General features: G+C 35.5%; 24 protein-coding genes. 11 read left to right on the forward strand and 13 right to left on the reverse strand.

Annotated elements, in window-relative coordinates:
- Window positions 1-118 precede the first annotated feature (118 nt).
- The 5 genes from O9307_RS04725 (at window position 119) to O9307_RS04745 (ending at window position 4,160) form a co-directional block, all read left to right on the forward strand.
- Window positions 119-403 carry a TIGR03643 family protein gene (locus O9307_RS04725; RefSeq protein WP_298295857.1) on the forward strand — a complete coding sequence of 95 codons (285 nt, stop codon included), beginning with the start codon at window positions 119-121 and terminating at the stop codon, window positions 401-403.
- Between the two features lie 18 nt (window positions 404-421).
- Window positions 422-1,105 carry an SDR family oxidoreductase gene (locus tag O9307_RS04730; RefSeq protein ID WP_024981267.1) on the forward strand — a complete coding sequence of 228 codons (684 nt, stop codon included), beginning with the start codon at window positions 422-424 and terminating at the stop codon, window positions 1,103-1,105.
- Window positions 1,106-1,316: 211 nt separating this feature from the next.
- Window positions 1,317-2,738: an SDR family oxidoreductase gene (locus O9307_RS04735; RefSeq protein ID WP_298295860.1), complete on the forward strand. Its 1,422-nt coding sequence runs from the start codon at window positions 1,317-1,319 to the stop codon at window positions 2,736-2,738.
- A 322-nt stretch (window positions 2,739-3,060) separates the two neighbouring features.
- Entirely contained in the window at window positions 3,061-3,243 is a 183-nt protein-coding gene (locus tag O9307_RS04740; RefSeq protein ID WP_298295862.1) for a hypothetical protein, read from the forward strand.
- The gene (locus tag O9307_RS04745; RefSeq protein ID WP_298295864.1) at window positions 3,240-4,160 is read left to right on the forward strand and encodes a VOC family protein; all 921 of its coding nucleotides are present in this window, start codon (window positions 3,240-3,242) and stop codon (window positions 4,158-4,160) included. Before O9307_RS04740 ends, O9307_RS04745 begins: the two co-directional genes overlap by 4 nt.
- A gap of 957 nt (window positions 4,161-5,117) precedes the next feature.
- On the opposite strand, the gene O9307_RS04755 is transcribed toward O9307_RS04745, so the two are convergent.
- The 11 genes from O9307_RS04755 to O9307_RS04805 form a co-directional block, all read right to left on the reverse strand.
- On the reverse strand, window positions 5,118-7,328 hold the full coding sequence (locus tag O9307_RS04755; protein WP_298295867.1) for a heavy metal translocating P-type ATPase: 2,211 nt from the start codon (window positions 7,326-7,328) through the stop codon (window positions 5,118-5,120).
- Window positions 7,329-7,434: 106 nt separating this feature from the next.
- Window positions 7,435-8,001, reverse strand: coding sequence for an AraC family transcriptional regulator (locus O9307_RS04760; RefSeq protein ID WP_298295869.1), 567 nt, complete (start codon window positions 7,999-8,001; stop codon window positions 7,435-7,437).
- A gap of 30 nt (window positions 8,002-8,031) precedes the next feature.
- Window positions 8,032-10,278, reverse strand: coding sequence for a multicopper oxidase domain-containing protein (locus O9307_RS04765; protein ID WP_298295871.1), 2,247 nt, complete (start codon window positions 10,276-10,278; stop codon window positions 8,032-8,034).
- Between the two features lie 46 nt (window positions 10,279-10,324).
- On the reverse strand, window positions 10,325-10,912 hold the full coding sequence (locus O9307_RS04770) for a DUF3347 domain-containing protein (protein WP_298295873.1): 588 nt from the start codon (window positions 10,910-10,912) through the stop codon (window positions 10,325-10,327).
- Between the two features lie 522 nt (window positions 10,913-11,434).
- Window positions 11,435-12,730 carry a deoxyribodipyrimidine photo-lyase gene (locus O9307_RS04775; protein ID WP_298295875.1) on the reverse strand — a complete coding sequence of 432 codons (1,296 nt, stop codon included), beginning with the start codon at window positions 12,728-12,730 and terminating at the stop codon, window positions 11,435-11,437.
- A complete protein-coding gene (locus O9307_RS04780; protein WP_298295877.1) occupies window positions 12,730-13,191 on the reverse strand; it encodes an SRPBCC family protein in 462 nt (153 codons plus the stop codon). Before O9307_RS04780 ends, O9307_RS04775 begins: the two co-directional genes overlap by 1 nt.
- A gap of 167 nt (window positions 13,192-13,358) precedes the next feature.
- Complete coding sequence (locus O9307_RS04785; protein WP_298295879.1) at window positions 13,359-13,799, reverse strand: sterol desaturase family protein; 441 nt, start codon at window positions 13,797-13,799, stop codon at window positions 13,359-13,361.
- Window positions 13,800-13,824: 25 nt separating this feature from the next.
- Entirely contained in the window at window positions 13,825-14,664 is an 840-nt protein-coding gene (locus O9307_RS04790; protein WP_298295881.1) for a phytoene/squalene synthase family protein, read from the reverse strand.
- A gap of 3 nt (window positions 14,665-14,667) precedes the next feature.
- Complete coding sequence (crtI, locus tag O9307_RS04795; RefSeq protein WP_298295982.1) at window positions 14,668-16,137, reverse strand: phytoene desaturase family protein; 1,470 nt, start codon at window positions 16,135-16,137, stop codon at window positions 14,668-14,670.
- A 21-nt stretch (window positions 16,138-16,158) separates the two neighbouring features.
- On the reverse strand, window positions 16,159-17,055 hold the full coding sequence (locus O9307_RS04800) for a MerR family transcriptional regulator (RefSeq protein WP_298295882.1): 897 nt from the start codon (window positions 17,053-17,055) through the stop codon (window positions 16,159-16,161).
- 59 nt (window positions 17,056-17,114) lie between these two features.
- Complete coding sequence (locus O9307_RS04805; protein ID WP_298295883.1) at window positions 17,115-18,074, reverse strand: ion channel; 960 nt, start codon at window positions 18,072-18,074, stop codon at window positions 17,115-17,117.
- Between the two features lie 138 nt (window positions 18,075-18,212).
- On the opposite strand from O9307_RS04805, the gene O9307_RS04810 reads away from it, so the two are divergent.
- From O9307_RS04810 to O9307_RS04830, 5 genes are read left to right on the forward strand one after another with little or no spacing between them, the layout of a single operon-like run.
- Window positions 18,213-18,590 (forward strand): hypothetical protein, encoded by a 378-nt coding sequence (locus tag O9307_RS04810; RefSeq protein ID WP_298295884.1) that lies wholly within the window; start codon window positions 18,213-18,215, stop codon window positions 18,588-18,590.
- Between the two features lie 28 nt (window positions 18,591-18,618).
- Window positions 18,619-19,506, forward strand: a complete 888-nt coding sequence (locus O9307_RS04815) for a dienelactone hydrolase family protein (protein ID WP_298295886.1) — start codon at window positions 18,619-18,621, stop codon at window positions 19,504-19,506.
- Between the two features lie 34 nt (window positions 19,507-19,540).
- On the forward strand, window positions 19,541-20,179 hold the full coding sequence (locus tag O9307_RS04820; RefSeq protein WP_298295888.1) for a CatB-related O-acetyltransferase: 639 nt from the start codon (window positions 19,541-19,543) through the stop codon (window positions 20,177-20,179).
- Window positions 20,169-20,822, forward strand: coding sequence for a hypothetical protein (locus O9307_RS04825; protein ID WP_298295890.1), 654 nt, complete (start codon window positions 20,169-20,171; stop codon window positions 20,820-20,822). Before O9307_RS04820 ends, O9307_RS04825 begins: the two co-directional genes overlap by 11 nt.
- Before the next feature lie 9 nt (window positions 20,823-20,831).
- Window positions 20,832-21,677, forward strand: a complete 846-nt coding sequence (locus tag O9307_RS04830; RefSeq protein WP_298295892.1) for a sulfurtransferase — start codon at window positions 20,832-20,834, stop codon at window positions 21,675-21,677.
- Window positions 21,678-21,779: 102 nt separating this feature from the next.
- Here O9307_RS04830 and carB read toward each other — a convergent pair whose 3' ends face one another.
- Entirely contained in the window at window positions 21,780-24,632 is a 2,853-nt protein-coding gene (gene carB, locus O9307_RS04835; protein WP_298295894.1) for a carbamoyl-phosphate synthase large subunit, read from the reverse strand.
- A gap of 123 nt (window positions 24,633-24,755) precedes the next feature.
- Window positions 24,756-24,917 (reverse strand): 50S ribosomal protein L34, encoded by a 162-nt coding sequence (gene rpmH, locus O9307_RS04840; RefSeq protein WP_008464848.1) that lies wholly within the window; start codon window positions 24,915-24,917, stop codon window positions 24,756-24,758.
- Window positions 24,918-25,084: 167 nt separating this feature from the next.
- Here rpmH and O9307_RS04845 point away from each other — a divergent pair, with 167 nt between their 5' ends.
- Window positions 25,085-25,600 carry a hypothetical protein gene (locus tag O9307_RS04845; protein ID WP_064714495.1) on the forward strand — a complete coding sequence of 172 codons (516 nt, stop codon included), beginning with the start codon at window positions 25,085-25,087 and terminating at the stop codon, window positions 25,598-25,600.

The raw sequence follows: 25,600 nt of genomic DNA on the forward strand, positions 1-25,600 counted from the left end.
AACTATAAATTTCACTTTAGTAATTCAAAGTAAAACTTATTTGACTTATATTTTTAAATATTTTTTTTGATAAAAGGGATTCAGATATAACCAAAAAAAATCATAAAATGCTTTAGCTATGCCTAACAAAACAGCCCTTACCGAATTAGAAATCGACCGAATTATAGAAATGGCTTGGGAAGACCGAACCACTTTCGAAGCCATTCAATTGCAATTTGGATTAAAAGAACAAGAAGTCATCGACTTGATGCGTGCCGAAATGAAGCCTTCGAGTTTCAGACTTTGGCGCGCGCGAGTACAAGGTCGAAAAACCAAACACGAGAAACTTCGAAATTTTACCGAAGGAAGATTCAAATGTACTTTACAGCAACAAATCACGCATAACAAAATATCAAAACGATAAACCAAACTCAAAACGTATATGAAAAACATCGTAATTATTGGCGGTAGCAAAGGAATTGGTAGCGCGATACTAATGCAACAATTGCAATCGAATCAAGTAATCAACATCAGTAGAACAGCGCCAGATGTATCGCATCCCAATTTAACGCACTATGCCGTTGATGTTTTACAAGACCCACTTCCAGACATTGAAGACGTTGATACTTTGATTTATTGTCCTGGTTCGATTAACTTAAAACCAATCGGAAACCTCAGCATATCCGATTTTAAAAACGATTTTGAAATCAATGTTATTGGGGCTGTAAAAGCCATACAAAAATATTTGCCGGCCTTACGAAAAGGTAAACAACCCTCAATTCTATTATTTAGCACTGTTGCTGCAAAATTAGGAATGCCTTTTCACGCTAGTATTGCAACTGCCAAAGCAGGTGTAGAAGGATTAGTAAAATCATTAGGAGCGGAACTGGCTTCAGTTGTACGCGTAAACGCCATTGCGCCCACAATTACCGAAACTTCATTAGCAGCGGGTATTTTAAGAAATGACAGAATGAAAGAAAACATGATTGAACGCCATCCGATGAAAGGGTATCTAAAACCAGATGAAGTAGCACAGATGGCAAATTTTCTAATTTCAGAAGAAGCCAAATCCATTTCGGGACAAGTTTTTGCCATGGATTATGGTATGGTTAGTTTTAAAATATAAAATCATTTGATTGAAATTAAAGTAATACAAAAAAATCAGTCCAATAGAAGTCTAGATTACCAACAGTAATTGACCAGAAAAAATATAAGAATTAGTAATCAAAAAAACATGATTCAGACAATTTTATCGATAATTTCAGCAATTCTATCGGTTATTTCTAAGATTATACAATTTTTTTAACTATATTGTTATCAATCAATTAACAAACCAAATGAATATTCTTTTAACAGGAGCCACAGGATATATTGGAAAGCGACTATTGCCTTTGCTAGTGGCTCAAGGACATCATGTGATTTGCTGTGTAAGAGATAAAGATCGTTTTTATTTACCCGAAAATTTAATTGATAAAGTACAAGTTATAGAAGTCGATTTTTTGAATCAAGAAAGTTTAAGTGCTATTCCCAACGAAATTGATGCCGCTTATTATTTGATTCATTCCATGTCAGGTTCGGCTAAGAACTATGATGAGCTGGAGTATGCCTCGGCTATGAATTTTGTAGACCGAATGAACCTTACCCAAGTCAAACAAGTCATTTACTTGAGTGGCATTGTCAATGATACTATTTTGTCTAAGCATTTAGCTTCTCGCAAAGCCGTAGAGGATGTCCTGAAAACGGGTCTTTTTGCCATAACTACCTTAAGAGCAGGTATTATTGTAGGCTCAGGCAGTGCTTCTTTTGAAATCATCCGTGATTTGGTCAACAAACTTCCAGTAATGATTACTCCAAAATGGCTCAATACCAAATGCCAACCGATAGCTATTTCGGATGTGTTGGATTTTTTGATGGGAAGTTTACATCAACCTGAAACTTACGATCAAAACTTTGACATAGGTGGTCCTGATATTTTAACTTACAAAGAAATGCTCTTGGGGTTTGCACAAGCCGCAGGATTGAAACGCTACATCTATACAGTTCCGGTAATGACACCCAAATTGTCATCGTATTGGTTGTATTTTGTTACTTCAACAACTTACAAACTCGCTGCTGCTTTGGTAAGCAGTATGAAAGTAGAAGTAGTTTGCAAAGACAACCGAATTAACGCATTACTAGGAGTTGTGCCTATGACCTACAACGAAGCGGTTGCAAGAGCGCTTGTCAAAATAGACAAAGACGACATTGTGTCAAGTTGGAAAGACGCTATGATTAGCGGTCAATTCACTGGGAGTGTTGCCGATTATCTCAAAGTACCTAAAAAGAATTGCTTCATCGATCGTCGCAAAAAAGAAATCCTCAACCGCTCCTATACCACAGAACGCATTTGGTCTATTGGCGGTGAAACAGGTTGGTATTATGGCGACTGGCTTTGGGAAATACGCGGTTTTCTTGACAAATTAGTTGGAGGTGTGGGGCTTCGCAGAGGACGTACTAACAAGCACGACATTCATTCAGGCGATGTTTTGGATTTTTGGCGGGTATTGTATGCCAACAAAAAAGAAGGCAAGCTCGTTTTGTATGCCGAAATGAAACTCCCTGGAGAAGCTTGGCTAGAATTCAAAATCATACATAATACGTTATACCAAGCCGCCACTTTCAAACCGCATGGTTTTTGGGGCAAATTGTATTGGTACTCCGTTCTGCCCTTTCATGGCTTTATCTTTGAGGGCATGATTAATAAATTGATTAAAAAATAGATTTAATTCTTGAAAGAAATTTCAAATTCCAAAATTTAAATTCCAAATTCCAAGGCTTGTGCAAAACCTTAGGATTTGGAATTTATTTTTTTTGGAATTTAGCTCAGCTATGAAAAAACATCTCAAAATCATTTACGTAAAGCTTTTGCAAAAAAAAGAATATATTTGGTTAGGATTAAAGAAAAGGATTTAATTAGCTGAAAAGAAAAAGTATGGCGAAAGACAATTGAAAAATCAACACTAATAGCGAATTAATACTACGTTCTTCTTCAGTAGGATATTTGACATTTATGCAGATGAAACTATTTGGCTGACACAAAAAATGATGGGAACACTTTATAATGTAAATGTAAGAACCATTAGCGACCATCTTCAAAAAGTATTTGTAGACAACGAATTAGAAAAAGATTCAGTTATCCGAAAATTTCGGATAACTGTCACTGACAACAAAAAATACAATACTAAGCACTACAATCACAAGTATAAAACGAAACCTAAAATATGACATTTAGATACGCAAGACATACAACTGACTTAAAACAGATTCAAAAATTTTACACAGAAATCGTTGGGCTTGAAAAATTAGGTGGCTTTGAAAATCACAACAATTATGATGGACTTTTTTTGGGACACAAGAATGCTAATTGGCATTTAGAATTCACGACTTCCATAGAAAAACCAGAAAGTAAGTTTGACGAAGACGATATTCTTGTATTTTATGTAAACTCCGAAATTGAATTTAAGAAAATAAAAAAAACACTACAGCAAAAAAATATAAATCTTGAAATTCCTAAAAATCCATATTGGGTAGAAAACGGAATTATGATTTCAGACCCTGACAATTTTAAAGTAATTTTTTCGGTAAGACATCAAAACTTCAATTCTACTGATAATTTAACGACATTTGTCAAAGACAATGGAATTGAAAATTGGAGCGAATTAATTGAATTTATACAAAAGTTACCCTATGGAAGAAATCAAAATCGTGAAGATTTTTCACTTGTTATAAAAGAAAAAAAAGGCACGTGTAGTTCTAAACATTCATTTTTAAAAAAAGTTGCTGAGCTAAATAATTTTGACAATGTAAAACTAATTTTAGGAATGTATCGAATGAACAATTTGAACACACCAAAAATTGGAGAGACCCTTTTAGAAAGTGGTTTAGAATATATTCCAGAAGCACATTGTTATTTAAAATTGAATAACCAACGTATTGACATAACAAATTGCAACTCTGACATTGAAAATTTAATTGGTGACATCATTGAAGAAATTGAAATTGAGCCTGAACAAGTGAATACGTTTAAAGTAGATTATCACAAAAAATACATACAAAATTGGGTTATTGAAAACGAAGTTAGAATGGACTTTGAAAAAATCTGGGAAATTAGAGAGCAATGTATAAAGAAACTCGAACTATAATACCACAGCACCCAACACACTATACTATCACTGTTAGCTAAAAAGTAAATTCTGAGCGAGCTGTTCAATTCAGAAAAAGGTACATCCAAATAGTGAAAGAGTTTATGAAGACTTAGTAAAATTATCCATTTTATTTGTTGTTTCGTTTAGAAAAAAATAATCCGCTAAAAAACACCAAACTCAAACAAGCAATTAGAATTAATTAGATTGAACAAAAACATAAAATATCTTCTTTCTCTCATTCTAGTTTTTGGACTAGTTGTTAATGATTGTACTTTACATTCTCAAACAAATTCAGCAGCTTATTATCAATTCTCGAACGTAATTCTCAAAACAGAATTAAACACGAAAGATTCCGGATTATACTTCTTCAAGCAAGTAAATTCATCTAAGATTACCTCCTTTCCAATTCTATTTTTATGTCTAGACATCAAAGATTTTATTAATCTTCAAGTCAAGGTTCTTTTAAAAATTCAAACACTACTTTATCAAGAAGTAAGTGCTATGATGTCCCAAAACATCTTTATAAATGAATTGATTACTTCAAAAAACGCATACAAAAGTTTATACATAGCATAAATTAATTTTTAAGCATTTATGCCAATCAGCGCATAAGAATATAAAAAATGTATAATCTTTTATCATTTACTAAATGTATAAACATAATAACAAAACACGTTTAGAGAAATCTAAACGACCTCTTCTTTGGATAAAAAGAAAAATTATTCTAATTATTACAGCATTTATGGTCGGAATGTCAAACGGACTAAACGAGGGAGACACAATGCTTAATGGAAATCAAAATCATACCGAACAACAACATAAAAAAGATTAATTTTTAATTTGACAAATCCCCATCCCGAAGTTTCGAGATAAATCCCAAGATTTTAATTCCAAATTCCAAGGCTCCTGCGGCCACTTGGAATTTGGAATTTGTTTTTTTTAAAGCTTACTTCCCTACAACTTTTTCAATTTCAATAGCAAACTATTACTTACCACACTCACGCTGCTAAGCGCCATAGCTGCACCTGCAAGCATTGGGTTAAGTAAGAAACCATTGAAAGGAAATAAAATACCTGCCGCGATAGGAATCCCAATTACATTGTATATAAAGGCCCAAAATAAGTTTTGGTGAATCATAGCAACAGTAGCTTTAGACAAGCGAATCGATTGTGGAATCTTATGCAAATCGGAGGTCATTAGCGTCATATTGGCGACTTCCATAGCAATGGCGCTTCCTTTTCCCATAGCAATACTCACATCGGCTTGAGCCAATGCGGTGCTGTCATTTATGCCGTCACCCACCATCGCTACTTTTTTGCCTTGAGCTTGTAATTCCTTGATGAAATCGGCTTTTTGTTGAGGTAACACTCCGCCTTTGTAATGAGTAATTCCCGTTTGTTCGGCCATTGCGTGGGCTGCTTTTTCAGTATCGCCGGTTAGCATATAGACCGCAATGCCCATTTGTTCCAACTCACGAATCGCAGCCACCGAAGTAGGTTTTACCGCATCCGAAATGGCCAAAAGGGCTAAAACACTAGTTGCATTAGCAAAGCCAATTACGGTTTTGGCTTCGGCTTCCCAAGCAGTACTTTTTTGAAGGAAGTCATCGTTTATTTCGATTTGGTTGGCTTTTAAAAAAGAGGGATTCCCGATAAAATACTCCTCACCTCCTACTTTGGCTCGAACGCCTTGCCCCGTAACACTCTCGAAATTCGCAATTGGAACCGTTGGAACTCCTTGTAAATGTTGCACCACAGCTTCCGCCAAGGGATGTTCCGATTGCGATTCGATACTCAACAAAATAGAACGTAAATTGGAATCCTTGCTATTCCACAATTCCTCGGTTACTTTAGGTTTTCCTTCGGTGATGGTACCTGTTTTATCTAGAACAATGGTGTCTATCTTTTGTGCCAATTCTAAACTCAGTGCATCTTTGATGAGAATTCCATTTTCGGCACCCTTGCCTACTCCAACCATAATGGCAGTAGGAGTTGCCAATCCCAAGGCACACGGACAAGCAATCACCAAAACAGTAACTAAAGCCAAAATTCCTTGTGTAAAACCATTTTCTCCTCCTAAAATCCACCACAAAACAAAAGCTACAACCGCAATCGCCATAACCACAGGCACAAAAATACTAGCGATAAAATCGACCTTTTTTTGGACTGGCGCTTTACTTCCTTGTGCGTCTTGGACTGTTTTGACGATGTGTGCCAAAAGGGTTTCGGAGCCAATTTGAACTGCTTGGAATACCAAACTCCCTTTTTGGTTGAGTGTTCCCGCCCAAACCTTTTCATTTGCCATTTTGAGTACAGGAATGGGTTCGCCACTTAACATACTTTCATCTACATAGGAATCCCCACTTATTACGACCCCATCGACCGCAATTCGCTCGCCGGGTTTTACCAACAATTTATCCCCTACTTTGACTTGGGCAATAGGAATTACTTTTTGTTGCTCGTTGTCTAGCCACAAAGTCACCTCATTAGGTTGCAACGCCATCAACTTTTTTATGGCGGTGGAAGTATTGGATTTGGCGTTTTCTTCCAACCATTTACCCAATAAAATAAAAGCAATCACTACTGCTGCTGCTTCAAAATAGACGTGTCCGTGTAGGCCTTTTTGATGCCAATACTCTGGAAATAATGTATTGAATACACTAAATATATACGCGACTCCCGTACTCAATGCCACGAGTGTGTCCATATTGGCTGTGCGATGTTGAGCTTGCTTCCAAGCATTTACAAAAAAACTACTTCCTAATCCGAAAACAACTGGAGTTGCTAATACCCACATAATTTCGTTAGCATAGGGCATTTCCATAAAAAACATTCCAATAATTACAATAGGCAAAGCCAATAGCAAAGCCCAAATGGTTTTGTTTTTTAAAGTGGTCATTTTTTCTTCTTGTATCGAAGCCAAGGTTTTGTTTTCGTTGGCTTCTTCTTCAATAAACAAATCATAGCCTGCGTCTTGCACCGCTTTTTGGACTTCGGATAGGGTAATAATTTTGGGCAGGAACTCAAGGGAAAGCATAGCCGAAGCATAGTTGACTTCGGCTGAAACAATCCCATTTAAGACTTGAACTGAAGAAGCGATTTTATTGGCGCAAGACGCACATCCCATTTGTAAAACGGGAATTTGTCTCTTTATAGTAGTTTTCATAATGAACTGTTTAAATTACAGTACAAAATTACTTAGAATCAAATTGAGAAGTATTACACAATTATCCTAAAGAATTACAACAATTTCGGAAGGTGAACAATAAAAATTATGCTTTCACTTGGTCTAGGGGAATGCGACGGTCAGCGCGAAGATTTTTGAAATAACTCGGAGTTAAACCTGTCACACTTTTGAATTGATTGCTCAAATGTGCCACGCTGGAATAATGCAACTGGAAGGCGATTTCACTCAATGTTAATTCGTTGTACACCAACAATTCTTTGACTTTTTCGATTTTTTGAGCGATGAAATATTTCTCAATCGTAGTGCCCTCAAGTTCTGTAAATAAAGTAGTAATGTATTTATAGTCACAATTCAATTGTGTACTCAAATAGTCGGAAAGGGTGTTTTTGAGTACCGAATTTTGATTTTGAACCAAATCAATAATCAAGTTTTTCACTTTTTCAACACCTTGCTTTTTTTGGTCTTCGATGATTTCAAAACCAACATTTTGAAGTGTTTTAGCTATAATTTCTTGGTCACTTACAGCAAGTTCCTTTTCAAAAACTACTTCGCCAAGAGATACGGAAAGTGGCGTAAACCCGCTCTTTTCCAACTCAGATTGTACCACCATAATGCAACGAGGGCACACCATATTTTTGATATAGATTATCATTTGTTTTTTTACCATTAGTTTTGATTCTCTTTAATAATTCAAATTAATTCCAAATCCAAGCCCCATATCACTATCATAGTGTGTAGTAATACCAAAATTCCTTCCGGTAATATAGCGTAATCCTGCCATATACTCTTTATCCGTATTCCACATCACATTCATTCGTAAGCGTTTCGAAATTGGGATATCCTTTCGTTCTAATTGTAGTCGAACATTTCCATCCGAATACACTTCAGTTTGTAGTTTTACCAACATAGGTAATACATATTCTATTCCCAAACTTACTACAGAACGGTTATCTTTTGTATTAGATTGTCCGAACAGATTTTTTTCCTGTTGTCCTAAATTCATTTTTCTGTATCTCCAATCAAATCCAACAAAGGGCATTATCCACTGCATTTTACCCAAGTACCGCCCAACATGTGTTTCTGTTTCATACCCATGATGATCGTTGTATCCCAATCTCCATTCGGTTCCAATGCTCCATCGTGTATTACTAAACATGGCTTCTCCATCGTTTCCATTGGTTGCAAAATCATTTTCTGCCATAAAATGAAACTTTCTATCCTCGGCAAACAATTGCTTTTGCGCCAATTTAGGATTGGGAATCAAAGGATTTGCAGCCTGATTCTCATAAGTAAAAACCCTACCCATTCCTGCCATCATGTGGTACAAGATATGACAATGAAAAAACCAATCTCCTTCCACATTAGCATTAAATTCCAACGTATCTGTTTCCATTGGCATGATATCAACCACATTTTTCAAAGGAGCATAATCACCTTGATTGTTAAGTAACCTAAAATCATGACCATGCAAATGCATTGGATGTCTCATCATGGATCCATTATAAATGGTAATCCGAACGTTTTCTCCCTTTTTAATCAATATTTTATCGGTTTCAGAAACTACTTTATTATTTAAGCTCCATACGTACCGATTCATATTTCCAGTAAGTTCAAAACGCAATTCTTTTACTGGAGCATCCTTGGGCAAACTAGTTTTCCAAGGTGATTTTAACATAGCATAATTGAGCGTTACAATATCGGAAAGGGCATTACTATCATAGTCACTTTCAGACATATTCATAGTCTTTTTACTCGTAGCTTTTTTTGCTTCACCCGTAATTTCAGGATACATTACTACATTCATATCCATTTGATTCAAACTCATGCTCATTCCCATATCATCTAAATCCCCATTCATTTTCATCATACCATTCATCATTTTCATTCCCTCAAAATACTTTAATTTAGGTAATGGTTTGGCTAATTGCTTTGGGCCATTTCCTAAATACAATGAAGTTGATTTCGTTCTGTCTTCAGCGGTTGCCAAAAATTCGTAGGACGCTCCATCATTTGGTATAGTAACTACTACATCGTAGGTTTCAGAAACAGCTATAAGCAAGCGATCCACCTCGATAGGTTCAACATCATTTCCGTCGTTAGCCACAACTGTTATTTTTCCGCCAGCATAAGTTAGCCAAAAATAAGTAGAAGCGCCTCCATTTGAAATGCGTAAGCGTACTTTATCACCGGCCTTGAATTGCGATAATTGCGTTTCCTTTTTACCATTAATTAAAAAAGCATCATAGAAAACATCGCTTACATCCATAGCGTTCATGCGCTTCCATTCATTATTCAATTTAGTACCAAAGTGTCCTTGGTTAATTGCTTCAGCATAACTTTGAGTAGTCCCTTTTTTTATAGCAAACCAATCGGTCGCATTATGCAACATTCTATGCACATTATTAGGATTGATATCGGTCCACTCACTTAAAATAATGGGTACAGTAGGCAGATTATCTATTCCATCTCTAAACCGCTCATCCGTCGAACGCTTTTTCAAAACCATTGATCCATACATTCCTATTTGCTCTTGTAAACCTGAATGGCTGTGATACCAATGGGTTCCGTTTTGTATAATGGGAAAAGTATATTTGTGTGTGGTATTAGGAGCAATTGGCATTTGAGTCAAATTGGGAACACCATCTTCTTGGTTGGGCAAAAACAAACCGTGCCAATGCAAAGAGGTGGATTCCTTTAGCTCATTATGCACATAAATTTCTGCAATATCCCCTTCGGTAAAAGTTAAAGTCGGCATTGGAATTTGACCGTTTACTGCAATAGCTCTCTTGGGGTTACCGGTAAAATTGACTACAGTATCACGAACATACAAATCATATCGAACCACATTTTGAGCAAAACTTAAAACTGAAAACAGCATTAACAGTAAAGAGACTTTCAGTAGCCTCATCCTTTTTTTTATATCTATCATAGTACATCTAATTAATAAGGCGAAATGAAAACATTTCGCCTTAAAATTATTTTATAGTTTCCACTACTTTACCACAAGTTAGCATCATTGATCCATAATATGGATTTTTGACAGTACTCTCTTTACTAAGCCAATTGGCTCCTTTTCCACCATTTGCCATTGGACAATGTTGGAAGTAAACAGGCTCAGCTTGTTTGGATACTTTCATTAATTGATAAACATTTTTAGACAAAGTAATAAAATGATCTCTTTGGTGTTTTGGATCTTTTGTCTCTGAAATATGTTCAGCATCTTCAGTCAAATCTTTCACAACCTTCATCCAAACCATATGAACTTTCATGTCTAATTTTTCCATTTTAACGCTTTTAATAGCCAAAAGCATTTGCTTTGCTTTTCCCGCCACATCATTACCGTTACTACTAACTAAAGCGTCTTTAACTGTAAAGTAAGTATCAAAAACTGGGGTGAGCTGATCCACTTTTTGCGTCTCACCCATTGATTTGATATCTACTGACTCGTTATTAGTATTTTGAAATTGGTTAATTCCTTTTACAGGAATTACTTGTTTTGCCTGTGAAGTTACGGTTGATAATAATACAGCGATTACTCCCAACATTTTTGATGTTTGTTTCATTTTTTTTCTATTTAGATATAATACAATTTTTTCTCATAAGTCTCCATTCTCAAGAAAACAGACCTATGGCTAGGAACAAAAAAATTATATTATTTTTGGGGGTAACCAAATAGAAACATGACCAGTAGAAACGAAAGGATCTACATAATAAAAAGTAGTTTTTTGAATGAAATTTTCAAAGATGCTTGATTCAAATGTAAACTCAATATTTAGAAATAAATTAAATGAAGTGCAAGAAGTTAAGCATTTGGTGCTTCCACATTTTCCTGAACATGGATTAGACTTCTTATTTGAATGATTTTCGCAACACGTTTGCTTTTGTGTTTTTGAAGACTCGCATTTTGAAGTACTGATTTTATCAGTCGATTTCTTTGTAGCACAAGCATAGCCTTTCATTGGAACACAAAAGAGTCCAAAAAAAACAAGCAATAGCACAAAAAACCATTTTTTCATGATGCAAAACTAATCATTTATTTGTTTTTATTCTAAATTGTAAAATTAATTATCATTTAAAATAAGTATTCACTTCAAAATTCCCGCTTTATACCTTGCAATGGCACGATCTCTTGCCATAGCGTGTTCGACCATAGGTGCGCCGTAGCCTAAGTCAAATTCAGGTATCCATTTTCGAATGTAGTGGCCTTTAGAATCAAATTTTTGTAATTGAATATCAGGATTAAACACTCTAAAATAAGGAGCAGCATCGCAACCTGTACCGGCAGCCCATTGCCAATTACCTACATTGGCAGACAAATCATAGTCTAAGAGCTTTTGAGCGAAATAGGCTTCGCCCCATTGCCAAGGCAATAACAAATGCTTACACAAAAAGCTTGCTACCACCATACGCACTCGATTGTGCATATAGCCTGTCGCATTGAGTTCACGCATACCAGCATCGACCATTGGATAACCTGTAGTTCCTGAACACCAACGTTGAAAATCGTCTTGGTCATTGCGCCATTCTATGCCGTCGTAGGCCGATTTAAAATTGTGTTGCACTACTTTGGGGAAATGATACAGGATTTGCATAAAAAATTCTCTCCAAATGAGTTCACTCAAGAAAACATCATTTTTTCGTGCGGCCCAATTCACTAATTTACGAACACTAACGGTACCAAATCGCAAATGTGGAGATAAATATGAGGTAGTATCTAATGCGGGAAAATCACGCGTTTCGTGATAGGTAACAATTTTAGTCAAATTATGGGGTTTGACTTTGATGGCACTGGCTTCAAAACCAATAGCAGACAAAGCAGGAAATGCAAAAGTACTTACCAACCAATTCTTAGAAAAAACAGTAGTATCATATTCCACAACGGGAGCTAGTGTACGATATTTTTCTAACCATTTGTTTTTATAAGGCGTGTAAACGGTGTAAGGCAAACCATCAGCTTTGGTGATTTCGGCTTCTTCAAAAATGACTTGGTCTTTGAATGCCTGCACTTTTATCCCATTTTGAGCTAACAATTCGGTAATCTCTTGGTCTCTTTTTATAGCATAGGGTTCGTAATCTTTATTGTAAAAGACTTCTTTGATATCAAATTCAGACAACAATTGTTGCCAAACTTCGTGTGTTTTTCCTTTTTTTACTAAAAGAGAACTGCCCAATTCGACTAATTTTTCGTTGATTTTCGAAAGTGATTCGTAGATAAAAGTGACTCTAGCATCGTCTTTAGGCAAATGCTCCAAAATGGCATCATCAAAAATAAAAAGAGGAAGTACTGGATAGCCACTTTGTAACGCCTGATACAAGCTTACATTATCTTCTAACCGCAAATCGCGACGAAACCAAAAAAAAGTAATAGGCTGCGCAGTCATTATTTGGTATTAAAAAGTTCATCTACGGCTTTTTCTCGATAAGAGAATATTTCTTTTAACTTGCTTTTGACCACAAGAGTGTTCATAATGCGACCCAAAAAACCAAGAGGAAGGGCGTAATGAACAACATCCGTCATTTTTACTCCGTTTTCAGTAGCTTCAAAGAAATGTTTGTGGTGCCATAATGTATAAGGTCCAAAACGTTGCTCGTCTATAAAATAGCTTTTGTCTTTTACGGCAGTAATGATGGTCATCCAACTGAGTTTTATTCCTGCTAAAGGCGACACTTTGTATTGTATCACTTGACCAGGATAAGCGGTTCTTCCGTCGAAATCTACGATTTGAAACCCCATATCCAGAGGCGTAATTTTTTGCAGATTTTGTGGACTAGAGAAAAAATCCCAACATTCGTCCAATTTAGCGTTTACATGTTGAACGGTTTCTAATTTATATACTTTCATAATATTTGCAATAAATGATGTTGATTTCCCTGCGTGAGGGGTAGTAATGGAGCTCTTGTTGTAGTGGCGATAAAGGCCACTACAACAAAGCGGGAATGGATGACCCGACCCCCGATTGGAGAATGGTGTCGGTAGTATATTCGTGTTTCGGGGGGCACGCCCAAAAACTACATTTTATAATATTTGAAGGGTACGAATAGCATTCCGAAACATTCGCCGTGTTCTTTGCCTAAATGTTTGTGGTGTACTTTGTGGGCTTTTCTGAGTCCGATTAGGTATTTGTTGTTGGTGTTTTTGAACCACTTGAAGCGTTGATGAATCAAAACATCGTGAATTAAAAAGTAGCAAATACCGTAAAAAAGGATGCCAAGACCGATGAAAAACTTGTAATTGAGGCCGCCCTCTACGCCATAGTAAAAAAGAATGATGCTAGGAATGGCAAAAATGACAAAGAAAATATCGTTACGTTCAAAGATATTAGCATATTTTGGCTGATGGTGGTCGGCGTGAAAATACCACATAAAACCGTGCATCACGAACTTATGTGTACACCAAGTGACGCACTCCATAAAAAGAAAAACTCCTAGAAATATGAAAAAATTAAGCATTTTTGAATGAATTTGAAATGAAATATTAAACTAATCGCAACTTGTAGGTTACGAAAGATTGGGCCAATAATCCCGCTTTGGAATAATTCGAAACGCGTATTCTTGATGTGCCGATTTTGTGTGAAGGAGTACGCTCTAACTTGTTCAATAGTTTTTTGTAATACACATAGGCTGTAAAAACACCAAATTTTGCTTCAAGCGGTAATTTCTTGATGCCTTCTCTTGCTGCTTTAAAATCCTCATCAATTTCAGCAATAATTGCTTTTTTTGCTTCATCATCAAAAGAACGAAGGTCTACTCCTGGAAAATAATTGCGATTCAAAACCAGATTGTCGTCTTTTAAATCTCTTAAGAAATTTACTTTTTGAAAAGCAGAACCTAAGCGCATTGCTTCGTCTTTGAGAGCATCGTATTTTTCTTGATTGCCTTGTACAAAAACCTTAAGACACATTAAACCAACCACATCAGCGGAACCGTAAATGTAATCATCGTATTCGGCCTTAGTATTATACTCTGATTTTACTAGGTCCATTTTCATACTTTTTAGAAAAGCTTGTACCAAATCATCAGAAATATTGTTCTTTTTTACAGTGATTTGAAAGGCATTCAGAATAGGATTCAAACTAATTCCTGATTCCAATGCTTTGTAATAATCGGTTTCAAAATCTTGAATCAATTGTTCTTTTTGATATCCGTGAAAAGAGTCAACAATTTCGTCAGCAAAGCGGACAAAACCATATATATTATAGATATCTTCTCGAATACTTGGCGCTAGCATTTTTACGGCCAAAGAGAAAGAAGTACTATAGCTTTTGGTAACTAACTTACTACACTTAAAAGATACATCATCAAATAATTGCTTCATAATTTACGCTTCTGAATTTTTTTTATTAATTAACTCTGATACTAACTTTCCTGAAATTAATGCAGGTGGAACGCCTGGTCCTGGCACTGTTAATTGTCCAGTGAAATATAAATTGTTTACTTTTTTACTTTTCAATTTTGGTCTCAAAAAAGCCGTTTGGAGTAGCGTATTGGCCATACCGTAAGCATTTCCTTTATATGAATTATACTCTGAAACAAAATCATTTTTACAAAATGATTGTTTAAATATAATATTATTTTTTACAGTTTGTTGCGTAAGTTGCTCAAAACGAGCAATTATTTTATCAAAATATTGTTCTCTCAATTCCTCAGAGTCATTAATTCCGGGTGCCAAGGGTACCAAAAAGAAAGCAGATTCCATACCCTCTGGTGCCGCGGTCGGGTCTGTAAGAGAAGGGAAATTGGCATAAAACAAAGGCTCTTTTGGCCATTGTGGTTCATCGTAAATATCTTTTGCGTGTTGGTAAAAATCAACATCAAAGAATAAAGCGTGATGCGAAATATTTTCTATTTTTTTTTCAAAACCTACATAAAACAATAATGAGGAAGGTGCAAAGACACGACTTTCCCAATACGCTTCTGAGTAAGCTCGATACTCTTTGTCCAATAAAGTTTCGGTATGATGATAATCGGCACCACTTAGCACTACATCAGAAGTAATCGTTTGTCCGTTGATAACAACAGCTTTGGCTGTTTTGTTTTCGACTACTATTTTTTCGATGGCTGCATTGGTAACAAATTTAACTCCCAACTCTCTAGCTAGACTTTCCATAGCTAAAACTACATCAAACATTCCTGTTTTGGGATGCCAAGTGCCTAAACCAAAATCGGCATAATTCATAAAACTGTAAAACGAAGGTGTATCGGAAGGTTTAGCCCCTAAAAAAAGAACCGGAAACTCTAGAATCTGAATCAGTCTTGGATTGGTAAACTTTTTACGAACATCTCTGCTGATGTTGCTAAAAAATTGTCCAACTTTTTTGGCCGTTTTAGTAGTTACTAACTCTAATGGTGATACTCCTGGTCGGTACACCAAATCCTTGATGGCAATATCATAATTGCTTTGGGCTTCTGCCATAAAAGCTCTGAGGACTTTACCACTTCCTTTTTCTATAGCTTCGAAAGTTTGGGCAATTTCGTCTAAATTATCAGCTATAGCAATAAAATCATTGATTCCAAAATACACTCGGTAGGCTGGAGATAGTTTGATTAGCTCATAGTAATCGGTAGTTTTTTTTCCAAAATCGGCAAAAAAACGTTCGAAAATATCGGGCATCCAATACCAACTCGGGCCCATATCAAAAGTAAAACCAACGGCTTTCATCTGCCTTGCTCTTCCGCCAATTGTTGCATTTTTCTCAAAAATAGTAACATCGTGGCCACTTTGGGCCAAATAACAAGAGGCGGATAAAGCAGAAAAACCGGAACCAATAATTGTGATTTTTTTCATTATAAGAGGGGCATTATTTGGGATTTAAATTGCGTCTACTAATTCTGTTATGGATTGAAAAATATGCGTTTCAGAGGCAATTTTATCTCTATCAATGTTCTCAACCAATCGACCAATAAACCACAATTGCGTTCCATCGCCCAACAACTCCGACTCCATCGTCGAAATATAATTATCAATCGCTTCGCGGTCTGGCTGAACTGTCATATATGTAATGTATACAATAGGTTCAAAATTGTTTTTCAACACCTTCAGATTGTCAATTGGCATGCTTTCGCCCAAATAAACCGTTTTGTAGCCTTGCAACAAAATTTCGTAATGCAAATACATCAAACCTAGCTCATGAATTTCATTCATTGGCAAAGACAATACAAATACTTTACCATGATGTTGTACAGGCTGCGTTTGTAATTGCTCAATATTAATTAGTAATTTTTGTTTAATCAAATAGCTCACAAAATGCTCATGTGCTGGTGTAATAGTGTCGGTTTGCCATAATAAACCCAATTCATTCATCAAAGGAACAAACACTTGTAAAAAAACCTCTTTGAATGTTTTTTTTGCAATTAACCAATCGTACGTTTTAAAAAACAAATCTTGGTCAAAATTCATCATTGCCATTTTAAAATCACTAATTGCGTGATTATTGGCATTTTTGGTAGTGATTATCTCACGTACCAATGAGGGATTTTTTTCTTCTGAGTAGGTAGCAATCTTGGATATTTTGTACCCATAATCATGAAGCAAAGTTATGTTTAGTAACTTTTGAAGACTTTGAAGGTCATATAAACGAATATTAGTATCTGTTCGCATAGGTTGCAAAACATTGTATCGTTTTTCCCAAATACGAATCGTATGTGCTTTAATCCCTGAGAGGTTTTCTAGGTCTTTGATGCTGAATACATTTTTAATATTGTTCATTGTTTTTCAAAATTTATTAAACAAAAGTAACGTTTTTTTTTGATTCACAACAAAAAAAATTACAACATCACTTTTTCAAATGTATTAAGGTCATCCAAATGGATTAAGGTATGCGAATGTTTTGCGCTACTTTCAAACATCGATTTAAACTTCGCTCCATAAACAACTTCAGAAAAAATATAAGAAGTTCTAGTGGCCACAGTAGTACTATACATGTCGTCAAATGTTTTCACAAAAACTAAAATCTCTCCTTGTAGGTTTGCAAAATCCTCTTCCGTGAATTGATACAATGGACTTTTATCCGTAATTGGATGTACAATGGTCCAACTCAATACGAGCGTATTTACTTTGTTGATTTCTAAATCTAAAGTGTAAAATTTATTGGTCAAAACACCATCTTCTTCTATGCTCAATCCTATAGTAGCGTTCACTTCGGAATCGAGGTAGTTCGTGTTTTTGTAGGGCGCCATTCTAAACATCAAAGCGGTTCCATTTTGATAAGGAGCAATAATTGCATTGTCAGAAAATTTCAAAAAAACTCTAGGCTTGCTAAAACGTCCAAAAAACAATCCTGTAGCTATCGCAAAACTTAACAATCCGATTAATGCCTCAGCAGCAGAAAGTGAACTCGTTAAAAAACCAACAGGACTTATGTGTCCATATCCAACCGTAGTAAAAGTTTGAGCACTAAAAAAATAAGCTTGTCCAAACTGTTCCCATTGACTTTGAGTAGTAGCTATCCCGTTTAAGTGCTCAATTCCGATAGCGAAATATAAACAAGCAAAAACAAAATTAATCCCCATATAAAACAAAAACAACACACCAAGAAATTTCCATGTAGGCAAATCCAATAAGGTATGATACCAACTATTACTCTCAAAAAAAGAAAGTCCTAATCGTTTTACTCTTGCATTACCGTCTTTATTTAAAAAACGTTTTCCGTTAAGAGTTGCATTTGTCCCAAACCCAGTATTGATTATCGGTGTTAATTTGGAATTCAATCGTTTAAAAAGTGCCATGCCATTTTGCTATTAATTACTAATAAGAGTATTTTGTTGATTTTTAGATCTTAAAAATAACTAAATAACCTTAGAATTATCAACCACTATTTAAGTATGAGAAAAAAAAAGTATTTTTATGTGCTAAAATCAACTTCTATGAGAACACTGTTTTTTATTTTTTCCTTAGCAATTTCTCAATTGTATGCTCAAAATCTCAAAACGTCCATTCCTCTAGGATCTTTTCAACCTAAATTGGCGTTTTCAAATTACAACAGCATTCAATTTACATATCCGAATTTTAGTTTCAAAACGCATACTACGCCCTATTCGTTGAATGTGTATAATCCAACTAGCGGTTTGAACGATGCATTTTATTTAAAAAACCAAGAGGCAAAATACAGTAAATCGTTTTATATTCCACAAAACGCTTTGTATGCGAGAGGAACAAAAATAGATTCTTTTAACCCTTATGGAACCAACAATTTTGGAGCTGCTTTGGCTCTTGGAGTTATAGATTTATTGCTCAACAAATAAACCTACATAACCCAAAAAACAACCAACGATGAAAGAAATCACCAAAGCAGACATTAGCCAAGAAGTTTTTGATTTATATGATGATTATGCTCATAACAAAATTGAAAGAAGGCAATTTATTGAAAAATTATCGCTTTTTGCTGTGGGAAGTTTGACTGTCCCTACCCTACTCAATTTTATGACACCAAATTACAAGGACACTCAAACTATCGCAGCCGATGACCCAAGATTAGAATCAGCTATGATTAGCTATGCGTCTCCAAAAGGAGGCGGCACAATCAAAGGATTACTTTCTAAACCAACTGACAAAAAGAAAAAACTACCCGGTATTATTGTCGTTCATGAAAACAGAGGCCTAAATCCTTACATTGAAGACGTTGGAAGAAGAGGGGCGCTAGAAGGTTTTATCACATTAGCTCCTGATGCTTTGAGTCCGCTTGGTGGATATCCAGGAAATGATGATGCTGGTCGGGAATTACAAAAAAAACGTACCCGTGAGGAAATGCTTGAAGATTTTATTGCTGCTTACGACTTTTTAAAAAATCATAAAGATTGTAATGGCCATGTAGGTGTGGTAGGATTTTGTTTTGGCGGATGGATTGCCAACATGATGGCCGTTCGCATTCCAAAATTAGGTGCTGCTGTTCCGTTTTACGGAGGACAACCAAGTGCAGATGATGCTGCTAAAATAAAAGCACCGCTTTTGATACAATATGCAGCCTTGGACACTCGAGTAAATGAAGGTTGGCCCGCCTATGAAACCATTTTAAAACAAAACAAAGTTGATTATACCGCCTATATCTACCCCGATGTAAATCACGGTTTTCACAACAATACTACGCCAAGATATGATGAAAAAGCAGCTACATTGGCTTGGACAAGAACCATTGACTTTTTCAAAAAGAATCTAAAATAAGTCGTATTTATAAAAGACATACCACAAGAGCACTATGCAATACCCCAATAAAAATCAAAAATTTCCACTCGAAAACTACACAAGATTATGCTTTTTAAAAAACATCATCACCAATCCCAATATTATCGTTGGAGATTACACCTATTATGATGATTTTGAAGATGTGGCTAATTTTGAAAAAAACGTAAAATACCACTTTGATTTTATAGGCGATCAATTGATTATTGGTAAGTTTTGTATGATTGCCTCTGACGTAACTTTTATTATGAATGGAGCCAACCATCTAACCCAAAGCATTAGTTCGTATCCCTTCGCCATCTTTGGTCACGATTGGCAAAATGCTATGAAAGACAAAACATATCCCAACAAAGGAAATACAATAGTGGGCAACGATGTTTGGATTGGTTACAACGTTACAATTTTACCAGGAATAACAATTGGTGACGGTGCCATAATTGCAGCCAATACAACAGTAACCAAAGATGTTCTACCGTACTCGATTGTTGGTGGTAACCCCTCAAAAGTAATTAAAAAAAGATTCTCAGATGAAAAAATTGAAACACTTTTAGAACTTAAGTGGTGGGATTGGGATATAGAAAAAATCACAGCCCATGTTACTGAGCTAACAGGAGATAGTATCACTAATTTGAAAGCTATTGCAAATGAGAAATAGTCTCCTTCTATTATTTTTGCTCTGTTTCACTCCCTTTTTTTTCGCACAAGAAAAGATAGTAAATAGTGATCCAGAAGAAATTATTACAGAAGAAGTCACCTATGGAAAAATAGAGAACAACATATTCATTTGTAATCTATTCGATTGGAAAATTGCTATACCTGAAGGATTTAAAGTAACCGAACTCAAAACAGCAGATGAACTTCAAAATAAAGGCTATACTTTTATCAAAAACAATGCTCCAGAAGGCACAGTTGTCCATTCCAAACCTCCTATTTTGATTGGTTTTGAAAGAAATAAATACAACTATTTCAGTTCAAGTTACGAATCGCTTAAAGGAGATAAAAAAATAACTTTGGAAGAACACAAGGATTTTTCGGTGCAATTATTAACTAATACCTATACTAAAATAAAAGAGCTCAAATCCGAAATAAAAGCTTCAAACCTAAAGTTAGGACCTCGCCAATTCTACAAAATAACAATTAGACTCTACAATGCTAAAAATGACAGACTCGTATTAACACAAGAAATCTATAACACTTTCATCAATAATCATTTGCTTAGCGCCTCCATAAACTACACTAATGAAATTACGGGAATGTTATTATACTATAGTCTGAAAAAATCTTTTGAAACCAACTAAAAATTAAATATGTCAGTATCACCAATTATAAACGCCACAGAGCTACTAACTATTTACAAAACCGAAAATATCCTTTTGGTTGATGCTAGTAATGGTCCAAACACTAGACTTAATTATGAGAGCAAACATTTGGAAGGAGCCATTTTTGCTGATGCTAACACACAATTGGCCACTATCGAAACTGATGTCGCCATTGGAGGAAGACACCCATTACCTAGCATTGAAGATTTTTCAAAAACTTTGGGCGATTTCGGGATTACTCCTCAAACTTGGGTAGTAGTTTATGACGATAAAAATGGAGCAAATGCCGCCGCTCGTTTTTGGTGGATGCTACGTGCTATTGGTCACGAAAAAGTACAAGTCCTTAATGGCGGAATTCAAGCAGCAGAAAAAATAGGTTTCCCTGTAAATTCAGAACCCGTTTCTATAGCAAAAACAGAAAAATATCCTTGTACAACCTGGCAATGGCCTTTGGTTTCGATTGATGAAGTTGAAAATGTAGCACAACTTCATTCACATAAAGTAATAGATGTTAGAGAAGCTTATCGCTATAACGGAGAAAGCGAACCTATTGACTTAATTGCAGGTCATATTCCAGGTGCAATCAACTTTCCTTTTACTGAAAACCTAGATGAGAATGGTTTGTTTTTAGCTCCAGAGGTAGTAAAAGAAAAATACAATGCCATTCTCGAAAAATCTTCTACAGAGAATACCATTGTTCATTGTGGGTCGGGAATTACAGCCTGCCATACTTTACTAACAATGTATTCTGCTGGTTTTACTATACCAAAATTGTATGTAGGCTCTTGGAGTGAATGGAGCAGAAACAACAAACCAATAGCTACGAACCAATAAAAGCTGGGTATTTCATTTGAAACAAAAACAAAATCCTCTATAGTAATTATCAGACACGAAAAAAGCCCCAAAAAGGGGCTTTTTCTATCAATTAGTTTGAGTTTATTTACTCAAGTACATTTTTCTTCTAGAATACAATTCATAGAATTGATCGTCTTTCAAGTCATCAATAAACAAAATGCTCTCTCCAGTAGATTTCATTTCTGGCCCTAAAGCTTTGTTTACATTTTTGAACTTACTAAATGAGAAAACGGGTTGTTTGATAGCATAACCTTTTAACTGTGGATTAAAGTCAAAATCAGTAACTTTACTGTGACCTAACATCACCTTAGTAGCGTAATTTACGTAAGGTTCACCATAGGCTTTAGCAATGAATGGTACCGTTCTAGAAGCTCTAGGATTCGCTTCGATGATGTAAACCATATCATCTTTTATAGCAAACTGAATATTGATTAATCCTACCGTTTTCAATGCCAAGGCAATTTTCTTAGTATGATCTTTAATTTGTTGCATTACGAATTCCCCTAAGTTAAAAGGAGGCAAAGTAGCATTACTATCACCAGAGTGTACTCCACAAGGCTCAATGTGTTCCATAATTCCGATGATGTACACATTTTCACCATCACAAATCGCATCAGCCTCAGCTTCAATAGCTCCTGCTAAGTAATGATCTAACAGTAATTTATTTCCTGGAATAGACTTCAACAAGTTGATTACGTGTTCTTCTAATTCTTGTTTGTTGATTACAATTTTCATTCCTTGACCACCCAATACATACGATGGACGAATCAACAATGGAAAATCTAACTTATCCGCTAAAGCCGAAGCTTCATCAGCAGTCTCTGCAATTCCAAACTGTGGGAAAGGAATTTCTAATTCGGTCAAAAGATCAGAGAAACGTCCTCTATCTTCTGCTAAATCCAAAGCTTCAAAACTAGTTCCAATAATTTTTACACCATATTTAGATAGTTTTTCAGCTAATTTCAAAGCGGTTTGCCCTCCTAACTGCACGATAACACCTTCTGGTTTTTCGTGTTTGATGATATCATAAATATGTTCCCAGAAAACAGGTTCAAAATACAATTTATCCGCTGTATCAAAATCGGTAGAAACCGTTTCTGGATTACAATTGATCATAATGGTTTCGTAACCACACTCTTTTGCGGCTAAAACCCCGTGTACACAAGAGTAATCAAATTCAATTCCTTGACCAATTCGGTTCGGTCCTGATCCAAGAACGACAATCTTCTTTTTATCTGTAACTATACTTTCGTTATCAACATAACGCTCTCCATTGGCTTTTTCAATTTCGGCCTCAAAAGTAGAATAGTAATATGGTGTTTGTGCTTTAAACTCAGCCGCACAAGTATCAACCAATTTGAACACACGATTGATGTTCATCTTTTCTCTCAACTCGTGTACTTGACTCTCTAAGCAACCCATCATATGCGCAATTTGTCTGTCGGCAAAGCCTTTCTGCTTCGCTTCAAGAAGCAATTCTCTTGACAAAGTGTCTACTTTATAATTAGAAATCTCTTTTTCTAAGCTATAAAGTTCTTCATATTGTTTTAAGAACCACATATCGATTTTGGTAATTTCGTGAATACGACTCAACGGAATTCCCATCGCGATAGCGTCATAAATTACGAAAACACGATCCCAACTAGCAAAGGTTAGTTTCTCGATAATTTGCTCGTAATTGGTATACCCTTTTCCGTCAGCTCCTAATCCATTACGTTTGATTTCTAATGACTGAGTGGCTTTGTGTAATGCTTCTTGAAACGAACGTCCAATTCCCATCACCTCACCTACAGATTTCATTTGAAGTCCTAACGTTCTATCAGAACCTTCGAATTTATCAAAATTCCAACGAGGTATTTTTACAATTACATAATCCAAAGTTGGCTCAAATAAAGCTGATGTAGATTTTGTAATTTGATTTTGTAATTCATCTAAGTTGTAGCCCAAAGCCAATTTCGAAGCAATTTTAGCAATTGGATATCCAGTAGCTTTTGATGCTAAAGCAGAAGAACGCGACACACGAGGGTTAATCTCGATAGCAACGATATCTTCTTTTTCATCAGGAGAAACCGCAAACTGTACGTTACAACCTCCAGCAAAATTTCCGATAGAACGCATCATTAAGATGGCCATATCACGCATTTTTTGGAAAGTAGTATCCGATAAAGTCATCGCTGGAGCAACAGTAATCGAGTCTCCTGTGTGAATTCCCATAGGATCCATGTTCTCAATAGAACAAATGATTACTACGTTGTCATTTTTATCTCTTAGAAGCTCCAACTCATATTCTTTCCAACCTAGCAGCGCTTTATCAATCAATACTTCGTGAATTGGTGACATTTCTAAACCATAGGTAAGTTTTTCGTCAAATTCTTCTTTAGTATGCACAAAAGCAGCTCCTGTTCCTCCTAAAGTAAACGATGGACGAATTACTAACGGAAAGCCAAACTCTTGAGCAATTTCTTTACCTTCAAGGAAAGAAGTAGCTGTTTTAGCTGGCGCTGTAGGTACATTTATTTTTTGAAGTAATTGTTTGAACTGCTCTCTATCTTCAGTGATGTTGATTGCATTTACATCAACACCAATCATTTTTACTCCAAAATCGTCCCATATTCCTTTTTCATCAGCCTCCAAACATAAATTCAAAGCTGTTTGACCTCCCATGGTTGGCAAAACAGCATCAATTTCTGGATGCGCTTTAAGAATTTCAATGATTGATTTTGTAGTTAAAGGTTTTAGATAAACGTGATCCGCCATAGAAGGATCTGTCATAATTGTAGCTGGATTCGAATTGATAAGAATCACTTCAATTCCTTCTTCACGAATAGAGCGTGCCGATTGAGATCCTGCATAATCAAATTCGCAAGCTTGACCAATTACAATAGGACCTGAACCTATTATTAAAACGGATTTTATTGAGTTATCTTTTGGCATTTTGTATGAATTGTGAGGTTATTGTATTTATTCCGAGGAAACTAATTAACGCTAGTCGCGTTTGGGTATAAAAAAAGGCGATACTAAAAAAAAGTAACGCCTTATATGATGTTTATACAAACATTATTTTTTGTGTCTAGGTTCGCTAGAAACAGTCAATTTATGTCTTCCTTTAGCTCTTCTACGCGCTAGAACTTTTCTTCCATTCGCAGACGCCATTCTGTCCATAAATCCGTGTTTATTTCTTCTTTTTCTTTTCGATGGTTGAAATGTTCTTTTGCTCATTGCTTTGTATCTTTAAAATCTTGTTTATGTATCTTTATTTTGTTTGGACTAACCCTTATTCCAAAACCGAGTGCAAATATACAAAGACTTTTTTTTCTAGCAAGTAGTTTTATAAAAATATTTTTAATTCCTTTTACTATCTTTGCAATCTAAATTTAACACCTATTATGTTTCACAGAAATATCAAACTTATCCTAGCTGCATTAATCATCATTGCAGGAATTTGGCAATTTACAGAATCTAATATTGGAAACGGAATTTTCTTATTATTCCTAAGTGCTTTCCCTATTTTTCTTTACTACAAAAATGAATTTATTTTATTAGCCTTCTTAAAATTAAGAAAACAAGATTTTCCTGGCGCTCAAAAATGGCTGGCTTACATCAAAAATCCAGAAACTGCACTGGTAAGAAAACAACAAGGTTACTTTAATTATCTTCATGGAATTATGGTTTCACAAACCAATATCAACCAAGCTGAAAAGTTCTTCAAAAAAGCTATCGAATTAGGCCTTTCTATGGACATGGATTTGGCGGTAGCCAAATTAAATTTAGCTGGTGTTGCTATGTCTCGTAGAAGAAAATTGGAAGCTACTACCTTATTAAATGAAGCCAAAAAGCTAGACAAACAAAATATGTTGAAAGAGCAAATTACAATGATGAAAGAGCAAATGAAAAAAATCTAA

Source organism: Flavobacterium sp. (genome assembly GCF_027531905.1).
In the GTDB taxonomy this organism is placed as follows: domain Bacteria; phylum Bacteroidota; class Bacteroidia; order Flavobacteriales; family Flavobacteriaceae; genus Flavobacterium.

What these genes read in the sequence shown, in the direction of transcription:
- carB (WP_298295894.1), bottom strand. Translation starts at nt 24,632, where the DNA reads ATGCCAAAAGATAACTCAATAAAATCCGTTTTAATAATAGGTTCAGGT.
- O9307_RS04825 (WP_298295890.1), top strand. Translation starts at nt 20,169, where the DNA reads ATGAGAAATAGTCTCCTTCTATTATTTTTGCTCTGTTTCACTCCCTTT.
- O9307_RS04805 (WP_298295883.1), bottom strand. Translation starts at nt 18,074, where the DNA reads ATGGCACTTTTTAAACGATTGAATTCCAAATTAACACCGATAATCAAT.
- O9307_RS04760 (WP_298295869.1), bottom strand. Translation starts at nt 8,001, where the DNA reads ATGATAATCTATATCAAAAATATGGTGTGCCCTCGTTGCATTATGGTG.
- O9307_RS04725 (WP_298295857.1), top strand. Translation starts at nt 119, where the DNA reads ATGCCTAACAAAACAGCCCTTACCGAATTAGAAATCGACCGAATTATA.
- O9307_RS04790 (WP_298295881.1), bottom strand. Translation starts at nt 14,664, where the DNA reads ATGAAGCAATTATTTGATGATGTATCTTTTAAGTGTAGTAAGTTAGTT.
- O9307_RS04775 (WP_298295875.1), bottom strand. Translation starts at nt 12,730, where the DNA reads ATGACTGCGCAGCCTATTACTTTTTTTTGGTTTCGTCGCGATTTGCGG.
- O9307_RS04830 (WP_298295892.1), top strand. Translation starts at nt 20,832, where the DNA reads ATGTCAGTATCACCAATTATAAACGCCACAGAGCTACTAACTATTTAC.
- O9307_RS04800 (WP_298295882.1), bottom strand. Translation starts at nt 17,055, where the DNA reads ATGAACAATATTAAAAATGTATTCAGCATCAAAGACCTAGAAAACCTC.
- O9307_RS04810 (WP_298295884.1), top strand. Translation starts at nt 18,213, where the DNA reads ATGAGAACACTGTTTTTTATTTTTTCCTTAGCAATTTCTCAATTGTAT.
- O9307_RS04730 (WP_024981267.1), top strand. Translation starts at nt 422, where the DNA reads ATGAAAAACATCGTAATTATTGGCGGTAGCAAAGGAATTGGTAGCGCG.
- O9307_RS04740 (WP_298295862.1), top strand. Translation starts at nt 3,061, where the DNA reads ATGATGGGAACACTTTATAATGTAAATGTAAGAACCATTAGCGACCAT.
- O9307_RS04735 (WP_298295860.1), top strand. Translation starts at nt 1,317, where the DNA reads ATGAATATTCTTTTAACAGGAGCCACAGGATATATTGGAAAGCGACTA.
- O9307_RS04755 (WP_298295867.1), bottom strand. Translation starts at nt 7,328, where the DNA reads ATGAAAACTACTATAAAGAGACAAATTCCCGTTTTACAAATGGGATGT.
- O9307_RS04820 (WP_298295888.1), top strand. Translation starts at nt 19,541, where the DNA reads ATGCAATACCCCAATAAAAATCAAAAATTTCCACTCGAAAACTACACA.
- rpmH (WP_008464848.1), bottom strand. Translation starts at nt 24,917, where the DNA reads ATGAGCAAAAGAACATTTCAACCATCGAAAAGAAAAAGAAGAAATAAA.
- O9307_RS04845 (WP_064714495.1), top strand. Translation starts at nt 25,085, where the DNA reads ATGTTTCACAGAAATATCAAACTTATCCTAGCTGCATTAATCATCATT.
- O9307_RS04780 (WP_298295877.1), bottom strand. Translation starts at nt 13,191, where the DNA reads ATGAAAGTATATAAATTAGAAACCGTTCAACATGTAAACGCTAAATTG.
- O9307_RS04745 (WP_298295864.1), top strand. Translation starts at nt 3,240, where the DNA reads ATGACATTTAGATACGCAAGACATACAACTGACTTAAAACAGATTCAA.
- O9307_RS04815 (WP_298295886.1), top strand. Translation starts at nt 18,619, where the DNA reads ATGAAAGAAATCACCAAAGCAGACATTAGCCAAGAAGTTTTTGATTTA.
- O9307_RS04785 (WP_298295879.1), bottom strand. Translation starts at nt 13,799, where the DNA reads ATGCTTAATTTTTTCATATTTCTAGGAGTTTTTCTTTTTATGGAGTGC.
- O9307_RS04770 (WP_298295873.1), bottom strand. Translation starts at nt 10,912, where the DNA reads ATGAAACAAACATCAAAAATGTTGGGAGTAATCGCTGTATTATTATCA.
- O9307_RS04765 (WP_298295871.1), bottom strand. Translation starts at nt 10,278, where the DNA reads ATGATAGATATAAAAAAAAGGATGAGGCTACTGAAAGTCTCTTTACTG.